This window comes from Helicobacter zhangjianzhongii, from assembly GCF_030249855.1.
Classification (GTDB): Bacteria; Campylobacterota; Campylobacteria; order Campylobacterales; family Helicobacteraceae; genus Helicobacter_B; species Helicobacter_B zhangjianzhongii.
The window spans coordinates 318,251-339,099 of the sequence record NZ_JANURN010000001.1; the positions used below are offsets into that span (position 1 = coordinate 318,251).

The 20,849-nt window shown below is 45.0% G+C and carries 21 protein-coding genes; 6 read left to right on the top strand and 15 right to left on the bottom strand.

Features of this window, described 5'->3' with window-relative positions; genetic code table 11:
• Window positions 1-7: 7 nt before the first annotated feature.
• From NYG90_RS01455 to NYG90_RS01495, 9 genes are all read right to left on the bottom strand, one after another.
• Window positions 8-349 (bottom strand): c-type cytochrome, encoded by a 342-nt coding sequence (locus NYG90_RS01455; protein WP_285256381.1) that lies wholly within the window; start codon window positions 347-349, stop codon window positions 8-10.
• Between the two features lie 4 nt (window positions 350-353).
• A complete protein-coding gene (locus tag NYG90_RS01460) occupies window positions 354-989 on the bottom strand; it encodes an META domain-containing protein (protein ID WP_115011155.1) in 636 nt (211 codons plus the stop codon).
• Window positions 990-1,086: 97 nt separating this feature from the next.
• Complete coding sequence (locus NYG90_RS01465) at window positions 1,087-2,298, bottom strand: HD domain-containing protein (RefSeq protein WP_285256382.1); 1,212 nt, start codon at window positions 2,296-2,298, stop codon at window positions 1,087-1,089.
• 26 nt (window positions 2,299-2,324) lie between these two features.
• Window positions 2,325-2,948, bottom strand: a complete 624-nt coding sequence (locus tag NYG90_RS01470) for an ABC-type transport auxiliary lipoprotein family protein (RefSeq protein WP_285256383.1) — start codon at window positions 2,946-2,948, stop codon at window positions 2,325-2,327.
• Window positions 2,945-3,703 carry an MlaD family protein gene (locus tag NYG90_RS01475; RefSeq protein ID WP_285256384.1) on the bottom strand — a complete coding sequence of 253 codons (759 nt, stop codon included), beginning with the start codon at window positions 3,701-3,703 and terminating at the stop codon, window positions 2,945-2,947. The genes NYG90_RS01470 and NYG90_RS01475 overlap by 4 nt, the downstream gene beginning before the upstream one ends.
• Window positions 3,688-4,446 carry an ABC transporter ATP-binding protein gene (locus NYG90_RS01480; protein ID WP_115011159.1) on the bottom strand — a complete coding sequence of 253 codons (759 nt, stop codon included), beginning with the start codon at window positions 4,444-4,446 and terminating at the stop codon, window positions 3,688-3,690. Before NYG90_RS01480 ends, NYG90_RS01475 begins: the two co-directional genes overlap by 16 nt.
• Window positions 4,443-5,492: an MlaE family lipid ABC transporter permease subunit gene (locus NYG90_RS01485; protein WP_434062720.1), complete on the bottom strand. Its 1,050-nt coding sequence runs from the start codon at window positions 5,490-5,492 to the stop codon at window positions 4,443-4,445. The genes NYG90_RS01480 and NYG90_RS01485 overlap by 4 nt, the downstream gene beginning before the upstream one ends.
• 104 nt (window positions 5,493-5,596) lie before the next feature.
• Window positions 5,597-6,904 carry a tRNA (N6-isopentenyl adenosine(37)-C2)-methylthiotransferase MiaB gene (gene miaB, locus NYG90_RS01490; RefSeq protein ID WP_285256385.1) on the bottom strand — a complete coding sequence of 436 codons (1,308 nt, stop codon included), beginning with the start codon at window positions 6,902-6,904 and terminating at the stop codon, window positions 5,597-5,599.
• Window positions 6,905-6,910: 6 nt separating this feature from the next.
• Window positions 6,911-7,150, bottom strand: coding sequence for an HP0268 family nuclease (locus NYG90_RS01495; protein ID WP_115011161.1), 240 nt, complete (start codon window positions 7,148-7,150; stop codon window positions 6,911-6,913).
• A 143-nt stretch (window positions 7,151-7,293) separates the two neighbouring features.
• Here NYG90_RS01495 and nusA point away from each other — a divergent pair, with 143 nt between their 5' ends.
• From nusA to NYG90_RS01520, 5 genes are all read left to right on the top strand, one after another.
• Window positions 7,294-8,430, top strand: coding sequence for a transcription termination factor NusA (gene nusA, locus NYG90_RS01500; RefSeq protein WP_115011162.1), 1,137 nt, complete (start codon window positions 7,294-7,296; stop codon window positions 8,428-8,430).
• A gap of 86 nt (window positions 8,431-8,516) precedes the next feature.
• On the top strand, window positions 8,517-11,114 hold the full coding sequence (secA, locus tag NYG90_RS01505; protein WP_285256386.1) for a preprotein translocase subunit SecA: 2,598 nt from the start codon (window positions 8,517-8,519) through the stop codon (window positions 11,112-11,114).
• A complete protein-coding gene (locus tag NYG90_RS01510; protein ID WP_285256387.1) occupies window positions 11,114-12,481 on the top strand; it encodes an ABC transporter permease in 1,368 nt (455 codons plus the stop codon). The genes secA and NYG90_RS01510 overlap by 1 nt, the downstream gene beginning before the upstream one ends.
• A gap of 147 nt (window positions 12,482-12,628) precedes the next feature.
• Window positions 12,629-12,877, top strand: a complete 249-nt coding sequence (gene rbp, locus NYG90_RS01515) for an RNA-binding regulator (protein WP_023929323.1) — start codon at window positions 12,629-12,631, stop codon at window positions 12,875-12,877.
• Window positions 12,852-13,490 carry an RBBP9/YdeN family alpha/beta hydrolase gene (locus tag NYG90_RS01520; protein WP_285256388.1) on the top strand — a complete coding sequence of 213 codons (639 nt, stop codon included), beginning with the start codon at window positions 12,852-12,854 and terminating at the stop codon, window positions 13,488-13,490. Before rbp ends, NYG90_RS01520 begins: the two co-directional genes overlap by 26 nt.
• Window position 13,491: 1 nt before the next feature.
• Here the strand turns inward: NYG90_RS01520 and NYG90_RS01525 are convergent, their stop codons facing one another.
• The 6 genes from NYG90_RS01525 to NYG90_RS01550 form a co-directional block, all read right to left on the bottom strand.
• Window positions 13,492-13,911: a DUF2147 domain-containing protein gene (locus tag NYG90_RS01525; protein WP_181814164.1), complete on the bottom strand. Its 420-nt coding sequence runs from the start codon at window positions 13,909-13,911 to the stop codon at window positions 13,492-13,494.
• Between the two features lie 134 nt (window positions 13,912-14,045).
• A complete protein-coding gene (locus NYG90_RS01530) occupies window positions 14,046-14,555 on the bottom strand; it encodes a NanQ anomerase/TabA/YiaL family protein (protein ID WP_285256389.1) in 510 nt (169 codons plus the stop codon).
• A 9-nt stretch (window positions 14,556-14,564) separates the two neighbouring features.
• The gene (locus NYG90_RS01535; RefSeq protein WP_285256390.1) at window positions 14,565-16,244 is read right to left on the bottom strand and encodes a lactate permease LctP family transporter; all 1,680 of its coding nucleotides are present in this window, start codon (window positions 16,242-16,244) and stop codon (window positions 14,565-14,567) included.
• 145 nt (window positions 16,245-16,389) lie between these two features.
• Complete coding sequence (gene traF / locus NYG90_RS01540; protein WP_285256391.1) at window positions 16,390-18,141, bottom strand: conjugal transfer protein TraF; 1,752 nt, start codon at window positions 18,139-18,141, stop codon at window positions 16,390-16,392.
• Window positions 18,142-18,198: 57 nt separating this feature from the next.
• Window positions 18,199-19,593, bottom strand: a complete 1,395-nt coding sequence (locus tag NYG90_RS01545; RefSeq protein WP_285264591.1) for a class II 3-deoxy-7-phosphoheptulonate synthase — start codon at window positions 19,591-19,593, stop codon at window positions 18,199-18,201.
• A gap of 62 nt (window positions 19,594-19,655) precedes the next feature.
• Window positions 19,656-20,441 (bottom strand): sulfite exporter TauE/SafE family protein, encoded by a 786-nt coding sequence (locus NYG90_RS01550; RefSeq protein WP_285264592.1) that lies wholly within the window; start codon window positions 20,439-20,441, stop codon window positions 19,656-19,658.
• Between the two features lie 128 nt (window positions 20,442-20,569).
• Between NYG90_RS01550 and gatC the strand changes: the two genes are divergently transcribed.
• Window positions 20,570-20,845, top strand: coding sequence for an Asp-tRNA(Asn)/Glu-tRNA(Gln) amidotransferase subunit GatC (gatC, locus tag NYG90_RS01555; RefSeq protein WP_285256394.1), 276 nt, complete (start codon window positions 20,570-20,572; stop codon window positions 20,843-20,845).
• Window positions 20,846-20,849 lie beyond the last annotated feature (4 nt).

The window sequence follows — 20,849 nt, forward strand, 5'->3', positions numbered from 1 at the left end:
CGCAGCTTTATGGTTGTGGTGTATCTATGACTTTGTGTGGGGCTTTGGGGAGATTAGAAATATATTTTGCTAAGGCTTGTATCTCTGCATCGCTTAAATTCTGTGCTTGTATATACATAATGCTTTTAGCTCCGCCATTATCGGTTAGCCCAGCGCGATAGCCTTTAAGGTCTGCGATGATTTTTGCTTGGCTTAAGCCGGCTATGCTAGTGCCACCTTTTGCCCCGGGGGCGATTGCTTGCCCATTTGCGCCGTGGCAAGCGATACACTTCGCAAAGATTTTAGGAGCAGGATCGGCTAGGGCTAGAGTGCAAGCAAGCCCCAAGCCACACAACAAGCGATAGAGCATTGATCTAGGCTTGCGGGCTTGAGAGATCGCGGTAGAGATAGATTGTCATCTCTTTGCCCTCTAGGATAAGGTGGTCTTTGGACTTTTGGATCACTTTAAAGCTGCCTTCTAGATCGCGGATAAAGCGGAATTCAAAGCGCACAATCTCTCCGGGAGAGCAGAGCTTGCGTGTGGAGCTTCCATTAGATAGCTCGATATGCTCTCTATCGCTCCACGCATAGCTTGAGAAATATGACCCGCACCCGCTTTGTCCAGAGATTCTGCCTTGTTGGGTATCAAAGTTTAGTGTCGCTACTTCGTCAATTTGGGCGATTTCTTTAAGGCGGGATTTTTCATCATAGCTAGAGTTAGAGTCAATCGCTGCTAGGCGTTGTTTGGCATTAGCAGCTAGGACTTGCGGGGCATAAAAGGTCTCTTTATTATCGATTACAATCTTTTGCACATACCAATTATCGCCGTTAATGTTGCCCTGCGTGGCTTTGCGCTGGATATATTCAAACAGCGAGCAACCGCTGCTTGTAAGTAGCACCACACCAATCACACAGAGCCAGAGAAAAGCCCAAAGTATTTTCACAAATAGTGTGCGATTTGTGCTTGTGTGCAAGCTTATGGGACTGCTATGATTGTGTCTGCTGTGCATATTTTACCCTTACTTTACAATGATGTAGAATCTAGTTTCTATGAATAAGCAAAAATCAATCCAACTCATAGCTACTTGTCAAATCTGCTCATCACCACTAGATAAAATCCCTAAACAACACCCCTAGATCAAGTCCGCATATTTGCGTATCCTTGCGCTTTTCTAAAATCCCTTGCGCACCTTGCACTAAATCGTGGCTAGAAATGCCGTGCGCGATGGAGATTCTCGCTTCTAAAAACGCGCTTAAATGATCGCATACTTTCAAAAATTCACCACACACAGGATTATACTCATCGCTATTGTAGTGGGCAAAAAGCTCGCTAGAATCTTTCGTATAATGCGTAAAATCCTCGATTCTATATCGATTGGCAAATTCATTTTGCGTGAAATACACAATATCGGCGCGGATAGATTCTGGGAGGTGGGCTAAGATTTTTTCTTCTACGGCGCGCTCTTCTATTTGCTTAATCTGCTCATCCAGCCCTGCTATGGAGCTTTTGATAGGGGAGATAATATCGCGTGTCAAAATCTCTGGCAAATCGTGAAAAAGCCCACCTAAAAAGTGATTGATACGCATTTGTTTGCAAGAGGGCATATCAAGGCTTAAAAGATACGCACAAAGGGCTACCACAAGCGTATGCCCTAGCACAGAAGTCGCCGGCACGCGCGGTGTTTGACTCCATCGCTTCTGGAATCTAAGCTGCCCAAACATCGTGATAATCTCATTGATCTGCTTAAATAGCACAACTTGTTTCATACCTTGCAAGTCATAGTGCTTTTCTACTTCTTTATCAATGATAGCTTTGATATTGCCCACATCAAACATCGTGGGGTTAAAGTGATAAATAATATCAAACTCCCATTTTGAGGCATAGTAGTGGGCGGCTTGTAGAATCCGCTTTTCGATATTATGCGGTGGGTGTTTGAAGTAATGCTCTAATGATGAGAAAAATTTATACCCACAAAGATCGCTCGCAAGCTCGCTTGTAACAAAGCTCGCAAGCTCCTTTCTATGAAGCTTTTGTAGCTCGTGAAATACCGGGGGCTTAATATCTGTAAGCACCACACGCTCAAAAAAATCAAAGCAAAAATACTCTATAAGCCGCTCCCAATCAATCTCTTTGCCCGACATTTCTTCATATTTGGCAAAGATATAGGCGATGACCATTTTATGTGCTTGTTTATCGAGCTCGACAAACTCCACCGGACAGGCTTGGTCATTCCACCTGCGGATAGAAGCAGCGACAAAAATCCTGCGCAAAAGGCTCGCGCTTAAGCGGGGGGTTTGTAAAGAGCTTGGGATTTGCATAATATCTCCTTGCATAATGGGATAGCTTAGTGTGGTGTGGCTTTAGGAGATGTGCATAGCTTGGTATCATCACACAGTGCGTTTTGGATCTTTTTTGCAGCAGAATCTAGTGCGCTTTGTAGGGCATTGATCATTGCTTGCTCGCTGGAGTTTTGGACATTTTCTACGCTTAGTAGTGTGCGGACTCTAGAGATACTCTGCCCTTGTAATAAAGTGTAATCTAGTGCGACAATTGCTTGTTTGCTTTCTTCATAAATAGCCAATTTACGCACTTTGATGTGAAGCTTTATAGGATGCGCACCTAGTGTGCTTAGGATTACACCTTGCATTCTAGCGTTAGATTCTAGTGTGTTTTGCAGTAGTAGCGAGGGAAGAGTGATCCACTTTGTCGTAGTAAGGGCTTGTGCTTTGGCTTGTGGGGAGATACGCATAATGCGCTGGGTATTGAGATATGGCAGGACTTCAAGCTCAAGGGCTATTGTGCTAAAGGTAGTGTGGTTGTATCCTTGTGTCTCTGTGGATTCTAGGGTGTAGTAGCTATATGCTGGCAAGCTTGCTTTGATATTGACACAGCCCTGAAAGCTTACTAGGGCTAGTGTAATGATGAATCCATAGCGGTAAAAGCGCGTTATATAGGAAAATATTGTCATTTTTTCTCTCCAAAAATCGTAGGATAGGGATTATCATCAAATTTATCTAAGAGATTTGATGTTTTTTGCAAAAGGATATCGAGATTTTGCAGGCTTTTTTGCGTTTGGTAGAGTGTGGGGGCGATCATCGCGCCTGCACCATTTTCTAGCTCTCCATTGATAGATTCTAGCGCGCGATTGATGTTGCTACTAAGTGCGGGTAGGCTTTGGGAAAATTGATCAAGCGAGGTGAGTGTGCTGCTAATGTGCTTGACATTTTTCTCGCTAAGGAGCTTTTCTACACTGCCAAGCACGCCAAGCATTTCTTCTAGTGCAGAATCTGCTTTATCACTAAGCTTGCCCAAGAAGCTTTGATCAAGGGTCAAAACCGCATCATCATCATTGACAATGATCTCGCCCTTTGGATTCTGGCGCAAGGCGAGATAGCTAAGTCCAGCTAGCCCTTGAGAGTCGATAAGCACGCTAGAGCCTTTGGCTATGGGGATAGATCGCTGGATAAGTAGGGTGATTTTGACCACGCCTAGTTGTGTTGTATCAAAGCCTATGTGCTTGATATGTCCAATGGTAATGCCTTTATATTTAATGGGCGTTTTTACCGCAATGCCAGAGATGTCATAGCTTGTCGTGATCGTATAAATGCGGAATTTATCTTCATTAAAACTGATCCTGCCAAACCACAAGATAAAGACAATAAGCCCAATAAGTATGGCAAAAAATATCCCCCCTATAAGCACATAATTTACATTTCTCTCCATAGTCTCTCTCCTCGTTTGCTGAAAAATATATTGCTAGAATCTAGCGTATGTGCATTTTGTGCAAGTTCGCTAAGATTGCCCAAAAATTCTATCTTCCCATCTTTTAGCATTAAAAACCTATCAGTAGTGTCTTTGATAGAATCTAAATCGTGCGTGATCATCACAATCGTCATTGTAAATTCTAGCCGCAAAGCGCAAATAAGCTCATCAAGCTGCTGCGCACTACTTGGATCAAGCCCGCTGCTAGGCTCATCTAAAAAGAGGATTCTAGGATTTAGAGCTAGAGCTCGCGCTAATCCCACGCGCTTTTTCATACCACCACTTAGCTCGTGCGGGTAGAGATGATAGGATCTTGGGCTTAATCCTACGCGATCAAGCAGGTATTTTGCCACTTCGGTAATGCTTGATTGCGGATATGCGCTGTATTCTTCAAGGAGTATGCCGACATTCTCTAGCACATTTAATGAGCTAAAAAGTGCGCCAAACTGAAAGAGCACACCACAGCGCGTAAGCAGAGTGCTGGGGTCTTTAAGTTGCCAAATATCTTCATCAAAGATTAGGATTCTGCCACTTTTGGGGCGATTAAGCAGGATCATTGAGCGAAGTAGGGTGGATTTCCCACTGCCACTACCCCCTAAGATCCCAAAAATCTCGCCTTCATACACATCAAAGCTAATGTGATCGTGGATAAGATGATTGCCATAAGCGGTGCAGAGATTTTGGACTTGGATAATGGGCTTCATATCCCAAGCCTTGAAGTGATGAAAGAAAACACCGCATTGATAGCAATGATCCAAAAAAGTGCATTAACCACGCTAATAGTTGTAATGCGCCCTAGCTCTTGGGTGTTTTCCTTGATACAAAATCCACGGAAGCAGCCCACAAGCGCAATCGCCGCGCCAAAAAAGGGGGCTTTCACAAGCCCGATGAAAAAATGCGACCAGCTCACACTCTCATACACGCGATCAATATAGGTCCCCATATCAATCCCTAGCTGCACATACACAGCAAGCATACCGCCTAAAAGACTGAATGCATCGGCTAAAAACACTAGAAGCGGCATAACGACAATGAGCGCGAAAAGCCTTGGAATCACAAGAAATGTAATGGGGTGGAAATTCATCGTTTTCATCGCATCAATTTCATCAGTTAGGCGCATTACGCCAATTTGTGCAGTAAAGCTTGAGGCACTGCGCCCAGCGATGACAAGAGCTAGGATAAAAGGACCCATCTCGCGCAAAGAAAGCTTTGCTGTCATCTCAATACTTAGCATTGGCGCGCCCATAAGCTCTAGCTGCACTGCTCCTTGTAATGCTATGGCAAAGCCCACAATAAAAGCGGTAAGCAAGCTTACAGGCAGGGCTTTAAAGCCAGATTCATTGATGTGATAGAGCAGGGGGGTCAAGCGGACATCGCGTCTCCATAAAGATAGTGCTAGATAGTAAAAGCTCATACCCACAAAGTTTAAAAAATCCAAAAAGCTTTGATAAAAGCTATAAACCCACTTGCCAAGTGAAGTAAGCAGTGTGCGGAATAAGTGTCGCTTAGGCGTAAGCGGGATCGTGCTAACTAAGCATTGATCAAGCACGGCGCGTATATGCTCGCTCGCTTGGATCTCTGAGGCTTTGTGTAAATGCGTTTTTAGAAAAATCCCAAAGGCTAGGTCAATGATCGCATCTTGCTCAAAGACAATGTGCGTGATGGCGGGATGTTTGGATTCTAGAGCGTGCTTTAGGGCAAAAAGCGTGCGTCTAGGCACACGGAAATCCCACACACCACCAATAGTCATTGTGCTTGTATCTATGCGAAAATATGGTGTCTGCACTTCTTGCGCGCCTTTAAGTAAAATATCGCTTTATCAATACCCATAACAACGCCCACGCTAAACAGAGCTTATACCAGCTCTCCAAAGAGCGAGCCACCTTCATTGCGCGTGATTTTCACTCGGGCAAATGTGCCTAGATCTAGCGCGACATTTTCTATATGGATAAGCTTGTTGCTATCACTGCGCCCTTCGCTAAAGCAGCCTTGCTCATCTTGTAAGGTATTTTCCACAAGCACGATGTATTGCTTGCCTATTTCTGCTTGTGCTTTCTCGCGTAAAATCTCTCTATGCCGCTCTTGCAAAGTGCTTAGTCTCGCTTGGGCAATGTCTTTGGGGATATGCTTGGCTGGATTAAGTGAGTAGGCAAGTGTGTGTGGGCGCGGCGAGTAGATAAAGCTATAAAGTGTATCAAAGCGCACTTGCTCTAGCACATCAAGCGTATGGGCGAAGTCTTCTTCACTCTCATCTACAAAGCCTACGATAATATCTGTGCTAATGGTAACTTCTGGCACAAGCTCTTTAAGCCTTTGCACGCGGTCTAAAAACCACTCCTTGCTATACCCTCTGCGCATAGCTTTGAGAATCCTGCTTGAGCCGCTTTGCAAGGGCATATGGATAGATTTGCACACTTTAGGATTGTGGGCAAACTCTTGGAGAAACTCATCATCCATATGTAGTGGGTGAGGTGAGGTAAAGCGGATCCTTTCTATCCCTTTAATCTCTGCTAACTCCGCTAGTAGCCCAGAGAAGTTGATGGGCTTATGCGCACTAGAAAAACGCACGCCATAGTTATTGACATTCTGCCCTAGTAATAGCAGCTCTTTTATGCCATTTTGTGCGAGCTTGCGTGCTTCAGCAAGGATCAAATCAAGAGGGATAGAGATTTCCTTGCCCCTTGTGTGGGGGACTATGCAGTAAGCACAGGATTTATCACAGCCTATGGAGATATTTAGCAAAGCCTTCACGCCACTAGATCGCACGCCTTCAAAGGCATAGAGACTATCATCATAGCTAAGATCGACTTCTACGGCTTTTGGTTTGTGGATTATCTGCGTGATTTTAGAGATGTTGCGCGCGCCTAGGACAAAATCTACTGCGGAAGATTTTTTCAAAATTTCCGCACCCATATGGCTTGCGGTGCAGCCACATACGCCGATTTTCGCGCCCTTTTTCTTCTGCTGGGCGTATTGACCGATTTCTGAAAAAAGCCTGCGCTCTGGCTTTTCACGCACAGAGCAGGTATTGATAAGGATAAGATCTGCTTGCGTGGCATCATCGGTGAGCGTGTAGCCCTCCTTGCGCTCTAGCTCGGCGATCATATGCTCGCTATCGCGCTCATTCATCGCGCAGCCAAGTGTCTGGACAAAGAGCTTCATAATGGCTTATAGAATCCTAAATTCATAGATAAAATCTTTTGCATCAAGCCCATAGCGCACTTCGCCCATATAGACAATTTTGCCTTTGGATTCTAGTAGGCTTTTTGCTTTTTGTAGGTCTTTTTGCGTGTTTTGCTTGTCAAAATATACCACTTGTAGTGAAGAAGTGGATTCTAGTAGGCTTTCTACTTTGATTGTTTGTGGGGTGGTATTTCCCAAATCCATAGGGGCAAGTTTTAATTCCATAACATAAACTCCAAGAAAGATTTGTGGCATTGTAGCTAGAATTGGCTTAAAAATTTGCTATAATGCCACCACTTTCAAAGACTCTCTTAACTAAAGACAATCCCTAGCCAAATCTAAGAAAGACTTAAGCCTAAAGGAGCATTATGGAGAAGATTGTAGATATTATCGAGCTTATTGCTTGTGAGAAAGGGCTAGAGCCTAAAGTCGTCGCACAAGTGGTCAAAGACACGATCATCAAAGTCGCTAAAAAGCAATTTGGCGAAGAGCTAAACTACATCATAGAAGAAGATGAGAAGCACCGCACTTTTAGACTGATCCACTCTGTGCTTGTGTGTGCTGATGATGATGAGAGGATCACAAGCGATCCGCATAATTTCATCGCACTCTCAAAGGCGAAAGAAGAATCAGGGAGCGATGTGAGCATAAATGATGAAATCCACCACGAAATAAGCCTAGAAAATATGAGTAGAAATGCTGTCAATATGCTTTTTAGCGATCTTGAATACCATATCCAGCGCACTATAGAAAACCAGCTTTTTGTAAGCTTTAAAGAAATGCTAGGCAAGCTTGTAAGTGGGCAAGTCATTGCCATTGATGAGCAAGAAAACACCTTTGTAGAGATCCAAGATATACGCGCAGTTTTGCCGCTAAAAAACCGCATTAAGGGTGAGAAATTTAAGGTCAATGACACGATTAGCTGTATTGTAAAATTTGTGCGCTTTCAAAAAGATGGGCTGTATGTCGAGCTATCACGCACCACGCCCAAAATGCTTGAAGCCCTGCTAGAGCAAGAAGTCCCAGAGATCAAAGATGGCGAAGTGATTATCCAAAAGTGCGCTAGGATCCCGGGCGATCGTGCTAAGGTCGCTCTTTTTTCCACAAGTCCAAGGATTGACCCTATCGGCTCAAGTGTGGGGACAAGGGGCGTTAGGATCAATGCTGTAAGCCGCAAGCTTAATGGTGAGAATATCGATTGCATTGAGTATGCAGAAATCCCAGAGATTTTTATCAGCAAAGCCCTAGCTCCAGCACAAATCATCTCTGTAAAAATCCTAAGCAACACCGAAGAAGAGAAAAAAGCCCAAGTGCATATAATGAGCGATCAAAAAAGTAAGGCGATTGGCAAAAATGGTGTAAATATCCGTCTAGCGTGTATGCTTACAGGATTTGAAATCGAGCTTGTAGAGCTTATCAAAGACAAGCCACAAGATAGCGGAGAATCCACGCCTAAAGAGCAAAAGGTAGGAATTGATGCGCTAGAATCACTCTTTAAGGCATAGTCCCAAATAGCCCCAAGCGTGCGTGATTAAAGAATTTTTACAAAGTTGCATTATAATTTCAATCATTTTTTTACAAGGCTTTATGAATGGTAAAAACGATGTTTAGCTCTATTTTTGGCAGTAGAAACGACAAGCTTATCCGCGCTTATCAAAAGCGTGTAAATGCTATCAATGCCCTAGAATCCACTTTTGAGACATTAAGCGATGTAGAGCTGCAAGAGCGATTTAGCGCGTTAAAAACGCGCGTGCAAGACAATGGAGAAAGCCTAGAATCTGTGCTAAATGAGAGCTTTGCTATCACCAGAGAAGCAGCCAAGCGCACGCTTAATATGCGGCATTTTGATGTGCAGCTTATCGGTGCTATGGCGTTGCACGATGGGCGCATTGCCGAGATGAAAACAGGCGAGGGGAAAACCCTTGTCGCCACGCTTGCAAGCGCGCTTAATGCGCTAATGGGACAGAGCGTGCATATCGTAACGGTCAATGACTATCTAGCCAATCGCGATGCGAACGAAATGCGTCCGTTGTATGAGTTTTTAGGATATAGCGTGGGGGTAATCACAGCTAGCGTTAGCGAAGAGGAGCGGCTAGCGATGTATGCGTGCGATATAGTCTATGGCACGAATAATGAATTTGGCTTTGACTATCTGCGCGATAATATGAAATACGATCTTGCCCAAAAGGTGCAGAAATCCCACTCTTACGCGATTGTCGATGAGGTGGATTCTATCTTAATCGATGAGGCAAGGACACCACTTATCATCTCTGGTCCGGTTAATCGCAAAATGGAGCATTACACCACGGCGGATTCTGTGGCAAAGCAGATGAAAGTTGAAGAAGATTTTACAATCGATGAAAAAAATCGCGTGATTTTAATCACAGAAGATGGCATTAAAAAGGCGGAAAAGCTCTTCAAAATCGAGAATCTATACAGCATAGAAAATGCCAGCTTATCACACCACCTAGATCAAGCCTTGAAAGCGAATTTTCTCTTTTTCAAAGATCAAGATTATGTGATCCAAGAAGGCGAAGTGGTGATTGTCGATGAATTTACGGGGAGATTATCGCAAGGCAGGCGATTTAGCGAGGGGCTGCACCAAGCCCTAGAGGCGAAAGAAAAAGTCGCCATTAAAGAAGAGAGCCAAACGCTAGCAGATATTACTTTCCAAAATTACTTCCGCTTGTATAGCAAGCTCTCTGGTATGACAGGCACAGCCCAGACAGAAGCAAGCGAATTTCTACAAATCTACAATCTCGAAGTTGTCTCAATCCCCACAAATCTCCCCGTGCAGCGCAAAGATCTCAACGATCTAATCTACAAAAGCGAGCGCGAGAAGTTTAATGCCGTGCTTGCTAAAATCACAGAGCTTTATGCCAAGGGGCAGCCTGTGCTTGTGGGCACAGCAAGCATTGAAAAAAGCGAGCTTTTGCACAATCTCCTAAAGCAAGCCAAAATCCCCCACACCGTGCTAAATGCCAAGCAGCATACAAAGGAGTCTGAAATCATCAAAGATGCAGGGCTTAAGGGGTCAGTTACTATCGCGACAAATATGGCAGGGCGAGGCGTGGATATTAAGATTGATGATGAAGTGCGCGATCTTGGGGGGCTTTATATCATCGGCACAGAGCGGCACGAGAGCAGGCGGATCGATAATCAGCTGCGCGGGCGATCGGGGCGGCAGGGCGATCCGGGGGTGAGTCAATTCTACTTAAGCTTAGAAGATGGCTTGCTAAGGATTTTTGGTAGCGATAAGCTTAAAGGCATTATGGAGCGACTTGGGCTAAAAGAAGGCGAGCATATAGAATCTGGACTTGTTACTCGCTCTGTGCAAAATGCACAAAAAAAGGTCGAGAATCTGCATTTTGAATCCCGCAAGCACTTACTAGAATACGATGATGTCGCTAATGAGCAGCGCAAAAGTGTCTATAAATTCCGCGATGAATTGCTGGATTCTAGCTTTGATATGAGCGAACGAGTGGAGCAAAATCGCTTAAGTGCCTTGCAAGAGTGTCTAGATCAAGCCCAGATCAACGCCCAAGGCGATATGCAAGCGACTTTACAAGCACTTGAGCAGATTCTACAAGAAGAGTTTGGCTACCAGAATCTACGCCAAGAGCTAGGCGATGATATTGATGAAAGTAGCTTGCTTGATAGGGTTAATGCGCTTTTGCAAGTGCATTATGAAGAGAAAATGGCGGTAGCAGGAGAGAGTCGCAATGAGATTGAGCGCATTATTTATCTGCAAACGCTTGATACACTCTGGCGTGAGCATCTCTACTCAATGGATACGCTAAAGACAGGGATCTCTCTGCGAGGCTATAACCAAAAAGATCCGCTTGTGGAGTATAAAAAGGAGAGTTACAGCCTTTTTATGGAGTTTATTGATCAGGTGAAGACCCAAGCGATAAAGACTCTGCACATTATCCAAATCAAAGAGCCAGAATCCACAAAAGCTCAAACACAAGAGGTTTTAAGCGATCTAGCCCAAACAAGCGATGAGCTACACTACAATAATCAAGCCATTGAGCAGAATTTGACCCAAGAGAATTTGGGGGGAGAATTTGGAGGAGGCTTTGGAGCAAAAAAGATCGCACGCAATGATCCTTGCCCTTGTGGCAGTGGGAAAAAATACAAGCTCTGCCACGGCAAAAGCGGACCAAAAAAGGGAATGCTAGCGCGATAATGGACACTTCTAACCAGAATCCACTTTTGAATCCCACCAATACTGCTGCTAGCCCTGCTGATACAAGCCGTGCTGCTGCCCAAACCGCCCAAGCCCCACACATTACCCAAACTACCTCCAAAACCCCTACCCACGCTCCCACGCTATCCATTGTCAAATTTCTGCATAAGAAATTTTTGCGTTTTGATAAAAGCCAGCCCTTTATCTCTATCACAGCGATTTTGGCGTTTTTGGGCATTGGGGTTGGCGTGATGGTGCTAATTGTGGCTATGGCGATTATGAATGGTATGAGCAAGGAGTTTGAGAAGCGACTCTTTGTGATGAGCTATCCGCTTACGATATTTTCACTAAAGCAGCAGGGCATTTCGCAAGAGCTGGTGCAAGAGCTTGAACAGCAGTTTCCTGCGCTACACTTTAGCCCCTATCTTTACACTCAAGCAGTTGCTAGGGTCAATGGCTCGATGGAGGCAGCGGTGCTTTTTGGCGTGTATCCAGACAAAGAAGCTAGGATAAATCCAGTGTTTGATGTGGCGTTGCCACTAGAATCTAGACAGGAGTTTGCAAAAGATAAATTTTCGCTTATCATTGGCAAATCTATAAGCGATGCGCATTTGCTATCATCAGGGGATAAAATCACGCTTTTTTTCACAAATCTTGAGCCAGCGGGGCTTATCCTTAGCCCTACTATGAAGCGATTTAGTGTAGCAGGTGTGTTTAGCTCTGGGATTAGCGGGTATGATTCTGCCTATATGTATGCCAATCTCTCTGCTCTTGCCGCTATTAAAAAGCTCCCACAAGGCTTATATGATGGTGTGCATATTTACTCTAAAACACCTATGCAAGATAAGCCAAAACTGCGCGAGTATTTGGAGCAAAGAGAGCTTTATCACATTGGTATAGAGGGATGGTGGGAGCGTAATAGCAATTTGTTTGCCGCGATGGATTTGGAGAAAAATGTTTTATTTATCGTGCTTATGCTTATTATCCTTATGGCAAGTTTAAATATCATTAGCTCGTTGCTTATGGTGGTGATGAATCGTAGGAAAGAAATCGCCTTGCTTTTAAGCCTAGGGGCTAGTGCTGCTGAAGTGCGCAAAAGCTTTTTTTTGCTTGGGATAACTATCGGGCTTGGTGGGATTGTGTTTGGCGTGATGCTAAGTGGCGTGGTGCTTTTTGTGCTAGATACTTTTCCCATTATCACGCTGCCAGCAGATGTTTATGGGGTCAGCAAACTTCCTCTAGATGTGAGTGTGTTTGATTTTTGCGCGACTTTGGTGGGGGCGGTGTGTATTGTGTGCTTTTCATCGTATTATCCAGCCAAAAAGGCAGCCCAAATTGATGCGCTTAGCGTTTTGCGCAATGAATGAGAATGTTTAAGGTCTTTTACTAAACTTTAAGCACAAAAAGCATACCATACGCGCACTTCTAATTTACATTTGAGTGGTCTTTTCTGGATTCTTGTGAGAGTTTGTAAGCCATCATTGCAGTTAGAGAATCTACTTTCTGGAGATAAAATGAAAAGTATCTATGTCGGCAATCTCCCTTACTCTACGACAAATGAGCAGATGATCGAACTATTTGGGCAATTTGGTGCTGTAAGCTCTGTGAAGCTTATCAATGATAGAGAGACCGGTAGGGCAAAGGGCTTTGGCTTTGTAGAAATGGAAGATGAAGAAGCTCTAAAGGCTATTAGTGCGCTTGATAACACGGAGTTTATGGGCAGAAAACTTCGTGTCAATGAAGCTAATCCTCGCCGACCATAACTTATCCACTACTTTTACCAGCGGGCATAGCGTGGGGACTAGAATCTACATTATCCACGGCTTTGACTCGAATCCCAATAAGAATTGGTTCCAATGGCTAGTTGGAGAGCTTGTTGGGCGTGATATTTATGCTAAGGTGCTATGCCTACCTACTCCAGAAAATCCAAATCCTAGCGAATGGACACGGGCTATTTCCGCGCAGGTGTGTGGTGATGGGGAGCTTGATGAGCGTGTTTATTTTGTCGCTCATAGTTTGGGCTGTATAGCTACTTTGCGCTTTATTGAGAGTTTGGATTCTAGTGTGCGTGTTGGTGGCGTGGTGCTTGTCTCTGGATTTTGTGAAGAGCTGCCGACTTTACCAGAACTTTCATCATTTGTAGAATCCCCTTTGCAGAGCGAGAAAATCAAGCAAATCGTGCGGCATAGAGTTGTGATTAGTGCGCGTGATGATGTGATTGTGCCTTTTAGCTTGAGTGAGAATCTAGCAGAGCTAATTAGCGCGGACTTCATCGCTAGAGATCAGGGCGGGCATTTTATGGATATTGATGGATTTAGAGAGCTGCCTTTAGTATATGAGACATTGCTTGAGCAAATTCGCGCTAATAATGATTGAGCTATTTGTTGTAAATTAGCGTTTCTAGGGCTTGTTGCGTGCTGATTGTGTGTAGCTCTTGCTGTTTGACTTGCGCACTACTAAGTCGCTTCCATACAAAGCTTTTGCCAAGGATATGGTAGCTATCTAGGGCAAAATCCAAGTGTAAATCACCATTTGGCAGGATCCTGCCTTTTGTGTAGTAGGTCGAACCATTTTGGAAATTATATGAAGTGCCGCTGTGGAGATCTGTGCCATCTATGGCGAGATCTTGCAGAAAAATCACTTCTTTATCAAGCCGTTGTCGCAAAGTCTTATCTGGGTTATACACATCGTGTTTAGCTGGGCTGTTGTCGAGATTTTTTACGCCATAGGCAAATAGCTTGCCATTGTGAGCAAATACATACACATACCCTCCTCTAAAGTTAAGAAAATCAGGCACTTGATAGAATCCTTCTAGGCAAGATGGCAAGATCTGCTTATAAGCACACTGGCTAAAAGTGGATTCTGTGGAGGGCTGCGTAGCTATTGCATTGACACACAACAGACAAATACAAAACCACAATCGCACGCTAATTACAGCCTAGGATCTAGTAGATCAATGGGGACTTTTACCACGCTTTTATAGACAGATTTTGCCCCTATGGATTCTGCTCCAAGCCCACCAGAATGCACATCATAAGGGAAAAACACTGCAAACATTCCAGCACTAAGATGAAGGGTTGAGCTGTGCTTTGGTGGGTGGTAGGTAATAAGATCTTTTTCTGCATTGTAGGGGTCTTTTATCACACAATCACTAGCCACAGCTATGGAAAATATCTCTTCGCCTTTGATGACTAGCTGCACATCGACATAGCGTTTATGTGTCTCGTAAAATGCTTGGGAAGAGTGTTTTAGGCAGTAGGATTGCTCGATCGCAAATGCTCCAGAATCTAAATCAACTTTATGCTCACCTGTGGTAGCAAGGATACGATCAAACTCACAACTTCCCTCTTTGCTTGCTGCAAGTAAATATGCGTAGATACCTTGCAGATCCTTGGCGGCAAACATCGCGCACATATCACTAAGCTTGCCGATGATTGCCATTATCCACCTTTATGGGATAAGCCACTGCATATAAAAAGCAATAGCGTAAGTGAAAAGCCCAATACCAATCACAAGTAAAATGGAGTATTTCACCGTGAAGCGGAAGAGCTCGGATTCTTTCCCAGCTAGCCCCACTGCCGCACAAGCGATAGCGATACTTTGTGGGCTTATCATTTTCCCTACAACGCCGCCCACAGAGTTTGCTGCAAGGAATAGGACTTCGCTGATACCAAGCTGCTGGGCGGTTAGCTGCTGCAATGTGCCAAAGAGTAGGTTAGAGCTTGTATCGCTTCCTGTTAGGAAGACCCCTATCCAGCCAACAATAGGCGAGAAGAATGCGAAAGCATTGCCTGTTTGCGCGAGAGCTAGGGCAAGTGTAGCAGAGATCCCGCTGTAATTAGATACAAACGCAAAGCCCACGACCAAAGCGATAGTGAAAATCGCCCATTTCATTTCATTAAGCGTTTCACCAAAGGTCGCCACCGCTGTGCTAAGTTTAATGCGCAAAAGCGGGATAGTGATAAGAGCTACGATTAGGATCGATGTCCCCGTGGCGTTGATGATAGGAAGCTCAAAGAGTGATTTCACCGCCTTTGCTTCTTTGACAGCTGGCTCAACTTGGATCACTTCTTTTAGACTTGCGAAGTCAAATTTCAGCACGCTAGCAGCTAGGATTCCAGCTTCTTGTGCGATTTCACCTGTGGAGAGCTTGCCTCCTGCACCGACAAATAAGTCTTTAAACCACCCAGCTGTCCAGATCAAAATCACGCCAATAAGTAGCACAAATGGCAGCCACGCAAGCACGATGTCTGTGGTGCTGTGTTTTTTCACCTCTAGCGTAGAGCTACTGCCCACGGATTCATCAAATTTGAAGATATTTTTAGGCTGCCAGAATCGCAAAAACACCGCCACGCAGATGATAGAGACAACTGCTGAAGCAATATCTGGCAACTCTGGTCCGCTATGCACCGCTGTCAAATACTGCACGATAGCAAAGCTTCCCCCAGCCACCAAAGCTACGGGCCAAGTCTCTTTCACACCCTTAAAGCCATTCATCAAAAATACTAAGAAAAATGGCACAAAAAGTGAGAGCGGTGGGAGCATATGCCCAGCCATCGCAGAAATCTCAATAGCAGGCACATTGACTGCCCCAGCCATCGCAGTGATCGGCACACCCACGGCACCAAATGCCACAGGCGCAGTGTTGGCTATAAGGCATAGCCCCGCGGCATAGAGCGGGCGAAGCCCAAGTCCCACAAGCAGGGCAGCGGTAATTGCCACAGGTCCGCCAAAGCCAATCGCCCCTTCCAAAAACGCGCCAAAGCAAAATCCTATCAAAATCACTTGGATTCTTTGATCTGGCGTGATAGCGATGATAGATTCTCGCAAAATATCAAAATACCCAGATTTCACCGTGAGCTTGTAGAGAAAAATGGCAGCAATAATGATCCACGCAATGGGCCACAACCCATAAAACGCTCCATAGCCGAAGCTCCATAGAGCCTTATCCATAGGCATTTCATAGACAAAGACTGCGATGATAATCGCACTTAGCACGGTTAAGAGTCCAGCCCACTGCCCTTTAAGCTTTAGCACAAGCAGTGAGATGAAAAATACAGCGATAGGTATAAGCGCGACAAGCGCACTTAGCCAAGGATTTCCTAGTGGGTCATAGATTTGATTCCACATACTTACCTCCTTAATGATTTGAAAATGTCCCAAACTTTAGCATATTTCACAAGGTGGGACAACGCTTTAGTGTATAAAAATGTGTAGAATCTTCCACAATGTGGAAGAAACTTAACACTTTGTCAAAAGTGGATTCTAGTGGATTCTACCAGCTAAAGCCCCCACCGACTTTCACAAGCAAGTAGCTAGGCACAGAAATCCCAGAGCCAGCGATCTCTTGGCTTAGGTGGAGGTTGCTCTGCACGGCTATATCTAAGAATCCAAGCAGATTGATCCCACCGGTTAAAATCATACCTTCATCGCTATTGTTGCGGAAGTCATACATCGCTCCAAGGCGCAAATCAAAATATTTAAGATCAATTAGCACCCCGCCGCCTGCCATTTGCGATTTAGGGCGCGCGAGTGAAATAGTGTCATTAGGCATTAGGTCAATATCCCCTGCTAGCACGATTTTGTCATTAAGCCAGCCATAGCTCACCCCTGCGCGTAGCTGGGTGTTGAGCTTTGTCATCGCACCGCTTTTCACATCGGTTTTAATTTTTGGCATATTGAGATTTTTTGCCACAAAGCCTAGAGTAAGATTTTTGGCAAATCGAGGGGCGTATGCTAGCCCCGCATCAATCCCAAAGGTGTGGGTCTGTGCGATCCCATCAAAAGTTGGCGTGATATTTTGGCTAATGCTATTAAAGTCCCCTTCTTTATGATACAAATACCCTGTCCCAAAGATATATTTCGCTGCTAAGCCCACGGCAATATCGCCAAGCGGTGTTTCAAACAAATGCCCATAGCCTAAAGGCACTTCTACGATCCCCACACTTCCAGCACTTAGCTGGTGTTTTGCCTGAGCACTTAGGACAGAAGATTTATCAAAGTCTCCTTTATTTGCCGTGCCCAAGATGATATTGCCATCGCCAAATTCGACTTTAAGCTCACTGCTTCCGTTTTGGATAATGATTTGATTATGCGTAGGGTCGATTCTAGCGGTAGCACTCATATACGCACTAGGCATAAGCCCAAAACTTATCGTCCCACGCGATTTTTTGGAGCCGATGTTGATCACTACGCCATTTTGTGTGCTTAGAGAAAAGTCATTTTTATTGATCATTTCATTAAGCGTGGTCATATCTTTGACAAAGCGATTAAGTGAAGGGTCATTGCTTGTCATAAGTGTGAAGCCGCCCATATTTTGCAAGAGAGAATCTAAACTCATATCCCCCTTTTGCGCAGAGTCCAAAAGCCCGCCGATATTCTCTGGCGTAAGCCCATCGACAAGCCCTTCTAGCAGCCCCAAAGAGCCGGATTGATCAGGGTGCTTTTGCGCAGTGTCTTTAATGGATTCTTGCAAGTCGTGCTTAATGTCCTCAAGGGCTTCTGGGTGCTTTTGTAGCTCTTGTAGAATCTGCTCGGTGGTTTGTCCGCTTCCGGGTGTAATGGTTATACCATTTTTATTGGCGACATCTTCGAGGTATTTATTCATCGTGTTTTCATCTTTCATACCCATACCCTCTAGCACTTCGCCAAAAATCCCTAGATTGCCCGGGTCAAACTTCTTCGCTCCTGCTGCACGGAATCCTGTCCCTGCTTGTATCGTTACTGCGCCGCTAAAGAGATCTGCTAGCTTGTTTGGCATATTTTGGAGATTTTCTACATCAATAGAAGCGGCACGCGAGAGATTGGTCTCTTTATAGCCTAGCCCAAAGCTATAGGCAAAGCCGGATTTTTTGTTCATCGCAAGGAGGGCTGGGTTGTAATACAAAGCCCATTGTGAGTTTTTGAGCGCGACCCCGGCTCCACCAATCCCAGCAGAGATATTGCCCATTTGTCCAAACTCTAGCGCACTAAGGGTGCTAGAGCCTAGCAGAAGTGATGTGATAAGTGATAAGTTAGAGAGCTTCATTCTATCTCCTTAGATTCTAGGGGTGGATTTGTCAAATCGTTCATTTAGCGCAAAGTTTTAAGCAATAAATGAGCCACTATCGACATTGCGCTCTTTTAGGATCTCGGCGACCAAAAATGCAAGCTCGATTGCCTGCGTGGCATTGAGTCTAGGATCACATTGTGTAGAGTAGCAAGTCGCTAGATTTGCTTCAGTGATAGCTTGTGAGCCACCTACGCATTCTGTAACATCTGCGCCGGTCATTTCTAGGTGGATTCCGCCTGCGATACTGCCACAAGCCTTATGGATAGCAAAAAAGCTTTTAACCTCGCTTAGGATTTTATCAAACGCGCGTGTTTTGTAGCCATTGCTAGCTTTGATTGTGTTGCCGTGCATTGGATCGCAGCTCCACAAAATCGCGCGCCCTTCTCTATGCACACTCTCCAAAAGCTTGGGGAAGTTTTTTTCTATCAAATCTGCTCCCATACGCACGATGAGATTGAGTCTGCCTTGCTCATTGCGTGGGTTTAGAATATCACAGATCCCTAGGATCTCATCTTTTGTCGCATTGGGACCGATTTTTACGCCCACAGGGTTCTCCACGCCACGCAAAAACTCCAAATGCGCTCCGTGAAGATCGCGCGTGCGCTCACCTATCCATAGCATATGTGCGCTGCAGTCATACCATTTGCCGCTTAGACTATCTTGCCGCACAAGCTGTTCTTCGTAGTTTAGTAGCAGGGCTTCGTGGCTTGTGTAGAACTCTGTGGTTTTCAGTGTGGGGGTGTTGCTAGAGTTGATCCCGCAAGCATTCATAAAGCCTAGGGCTTGGGTTATGGACTCTGCTAGCTCTTCATATTTCTGCCCTAGCGGATTAGACTTGACAAAGTCGAGATTCCAGCGATGCACTTCATTAAGATCTGCTAGCCCACCGCTAGCAAAAGCGCGCAGGAGATTGAGTGTGGCAGAGCTTTGGTGATAGGCTTGTAGCATTCTTTGTGGGCTTGGCTCTCTGGCATTATCATCAAAGGCTAGGGCATTGATAATATCGCCGCGGTAGCTTGGCAGACTCTCGCCATTAACCTCTTCAAAATCCGCGCTTCTAGGCTTGGCAAACTGCCCTGCCATACGACCGACTTTGATGATAGGGCAGCTCCCTGCAAATGTCAAAATCGCGCCCATTTGGATAATGAGCTTAAACAAATCGCGTATCCCAGAGCCACTAAACTGCGAGAAGCTCTCCGCGCAATCGCCCCCTTGCAGCAAAAATGCCTTGCCTTGCTGGGCTTGGGCGAAGCGGGCTTTGAGCATTCTTGCTTCTCCGGCAAAGACTAGCGGCGGGTAGGATGCTAGCTCTTTTTCAGTGGATTCTAGTGCGGCAGTGTCTTTATAGATAGGCACTTGCTTAATGGGAAAGCTACGCCAAGAGCGTCTGTCCCAAGCTTTTGTGTGAGACTGTGTTTGCTGCGCCATTTCATAACCTTAGATTCTAAAAGTGGATTCTAGTGCTAAAAGTGAGTGTGTATTGTAGCACACTAGAATCTATACTGCACAAGTAGTGAGATAGACATCAGCACAAAGACCACCACTACCATAAGCCGCACGAGTTTTGCACCTTTTTGTAATGCGAGCTTTGAGCCTAGATAGCCACCAAGCATATTACACGCGATAAGCGGAAGAGCGAGCAGGTAGATCACACTGCCTCCTAGGATAAAGGCGATTAAGCTGCCAAGCCCAGAGCCTAGGTTGATAAGCTTCGCGCAGCCGCTTGCATAGAGCAGATCCATACGCAATATCGCGTAAAATCCCAGTATGAGAAAGCTCCCCGTCCCCGGACCAAAGTAGCCATCATAAAAGCCTATGCCAAGTGATAAAAGTGGCGTGATGAGAAAAATGTCTTTTGAGCAAAAGTGGATTCTACCTTGATGAAACCTTTTAGGCATAAGCGCGAGCAGTGCGGCTAGGGGGAGCAGAAGCAAAATGATGTTTTTAAGCGTGTTGTCGCTTGTGAGTAGCACGACTTTTGAGCCGATATACGCGCCAAGAGTGGAAAAGACAATACCCACTAGCACGATACGCCATAAAACTTTCTTGTGTGTGATGAAATTCCAGCTTGCAATCGCTGTGCCAAAGACTACGATAAATTTATTTGTCCCAAGTGCTAGATGAGGTGGGATCCCTGCTAGAAGCAAGCTAGGCGTGGAGATGAAGCCCCCACCCCCAGCGATAGAATCCACAAAGCCAGAGATGAAAAATGCCACACATAGCACAAGCAGCACCCACTCCCACTGCGCTCCAAGATATAGGCTAAAATCTAGCATCAACACTCCTAGAATCCATTATGTTAGCTTGCAATTTGTGATAGAGATTGTCATAGACTTTGCTATAATCGCGATTTTGGATTCTAGCCTATTTTAGCTGAATGGGCGTTTATTATAAGGAGTGTGTGATGATGATTGATGAGTTGCTTTTAGGGAAGTTGCAGAAGCTTGCGATGATTGATTTAAGCCAAGAAGAAGCCGCAGAGGTGGCGAGCAATCTTAATGAGATTTTGAGCTTTATCGATAATCTCTCAAGTATCAATACTGATGATATAGCTTTAAGCACCAATGCCAAGACCCCCTTGCGCGATGATGTGCCTAAAGATTCTAATGTCGCTTTAAATGTGCTAGAAAATGCCCCTAAAGCTCTAGATGGGTTTTTCATCGTGCCAAAGATTATCTAGTAGC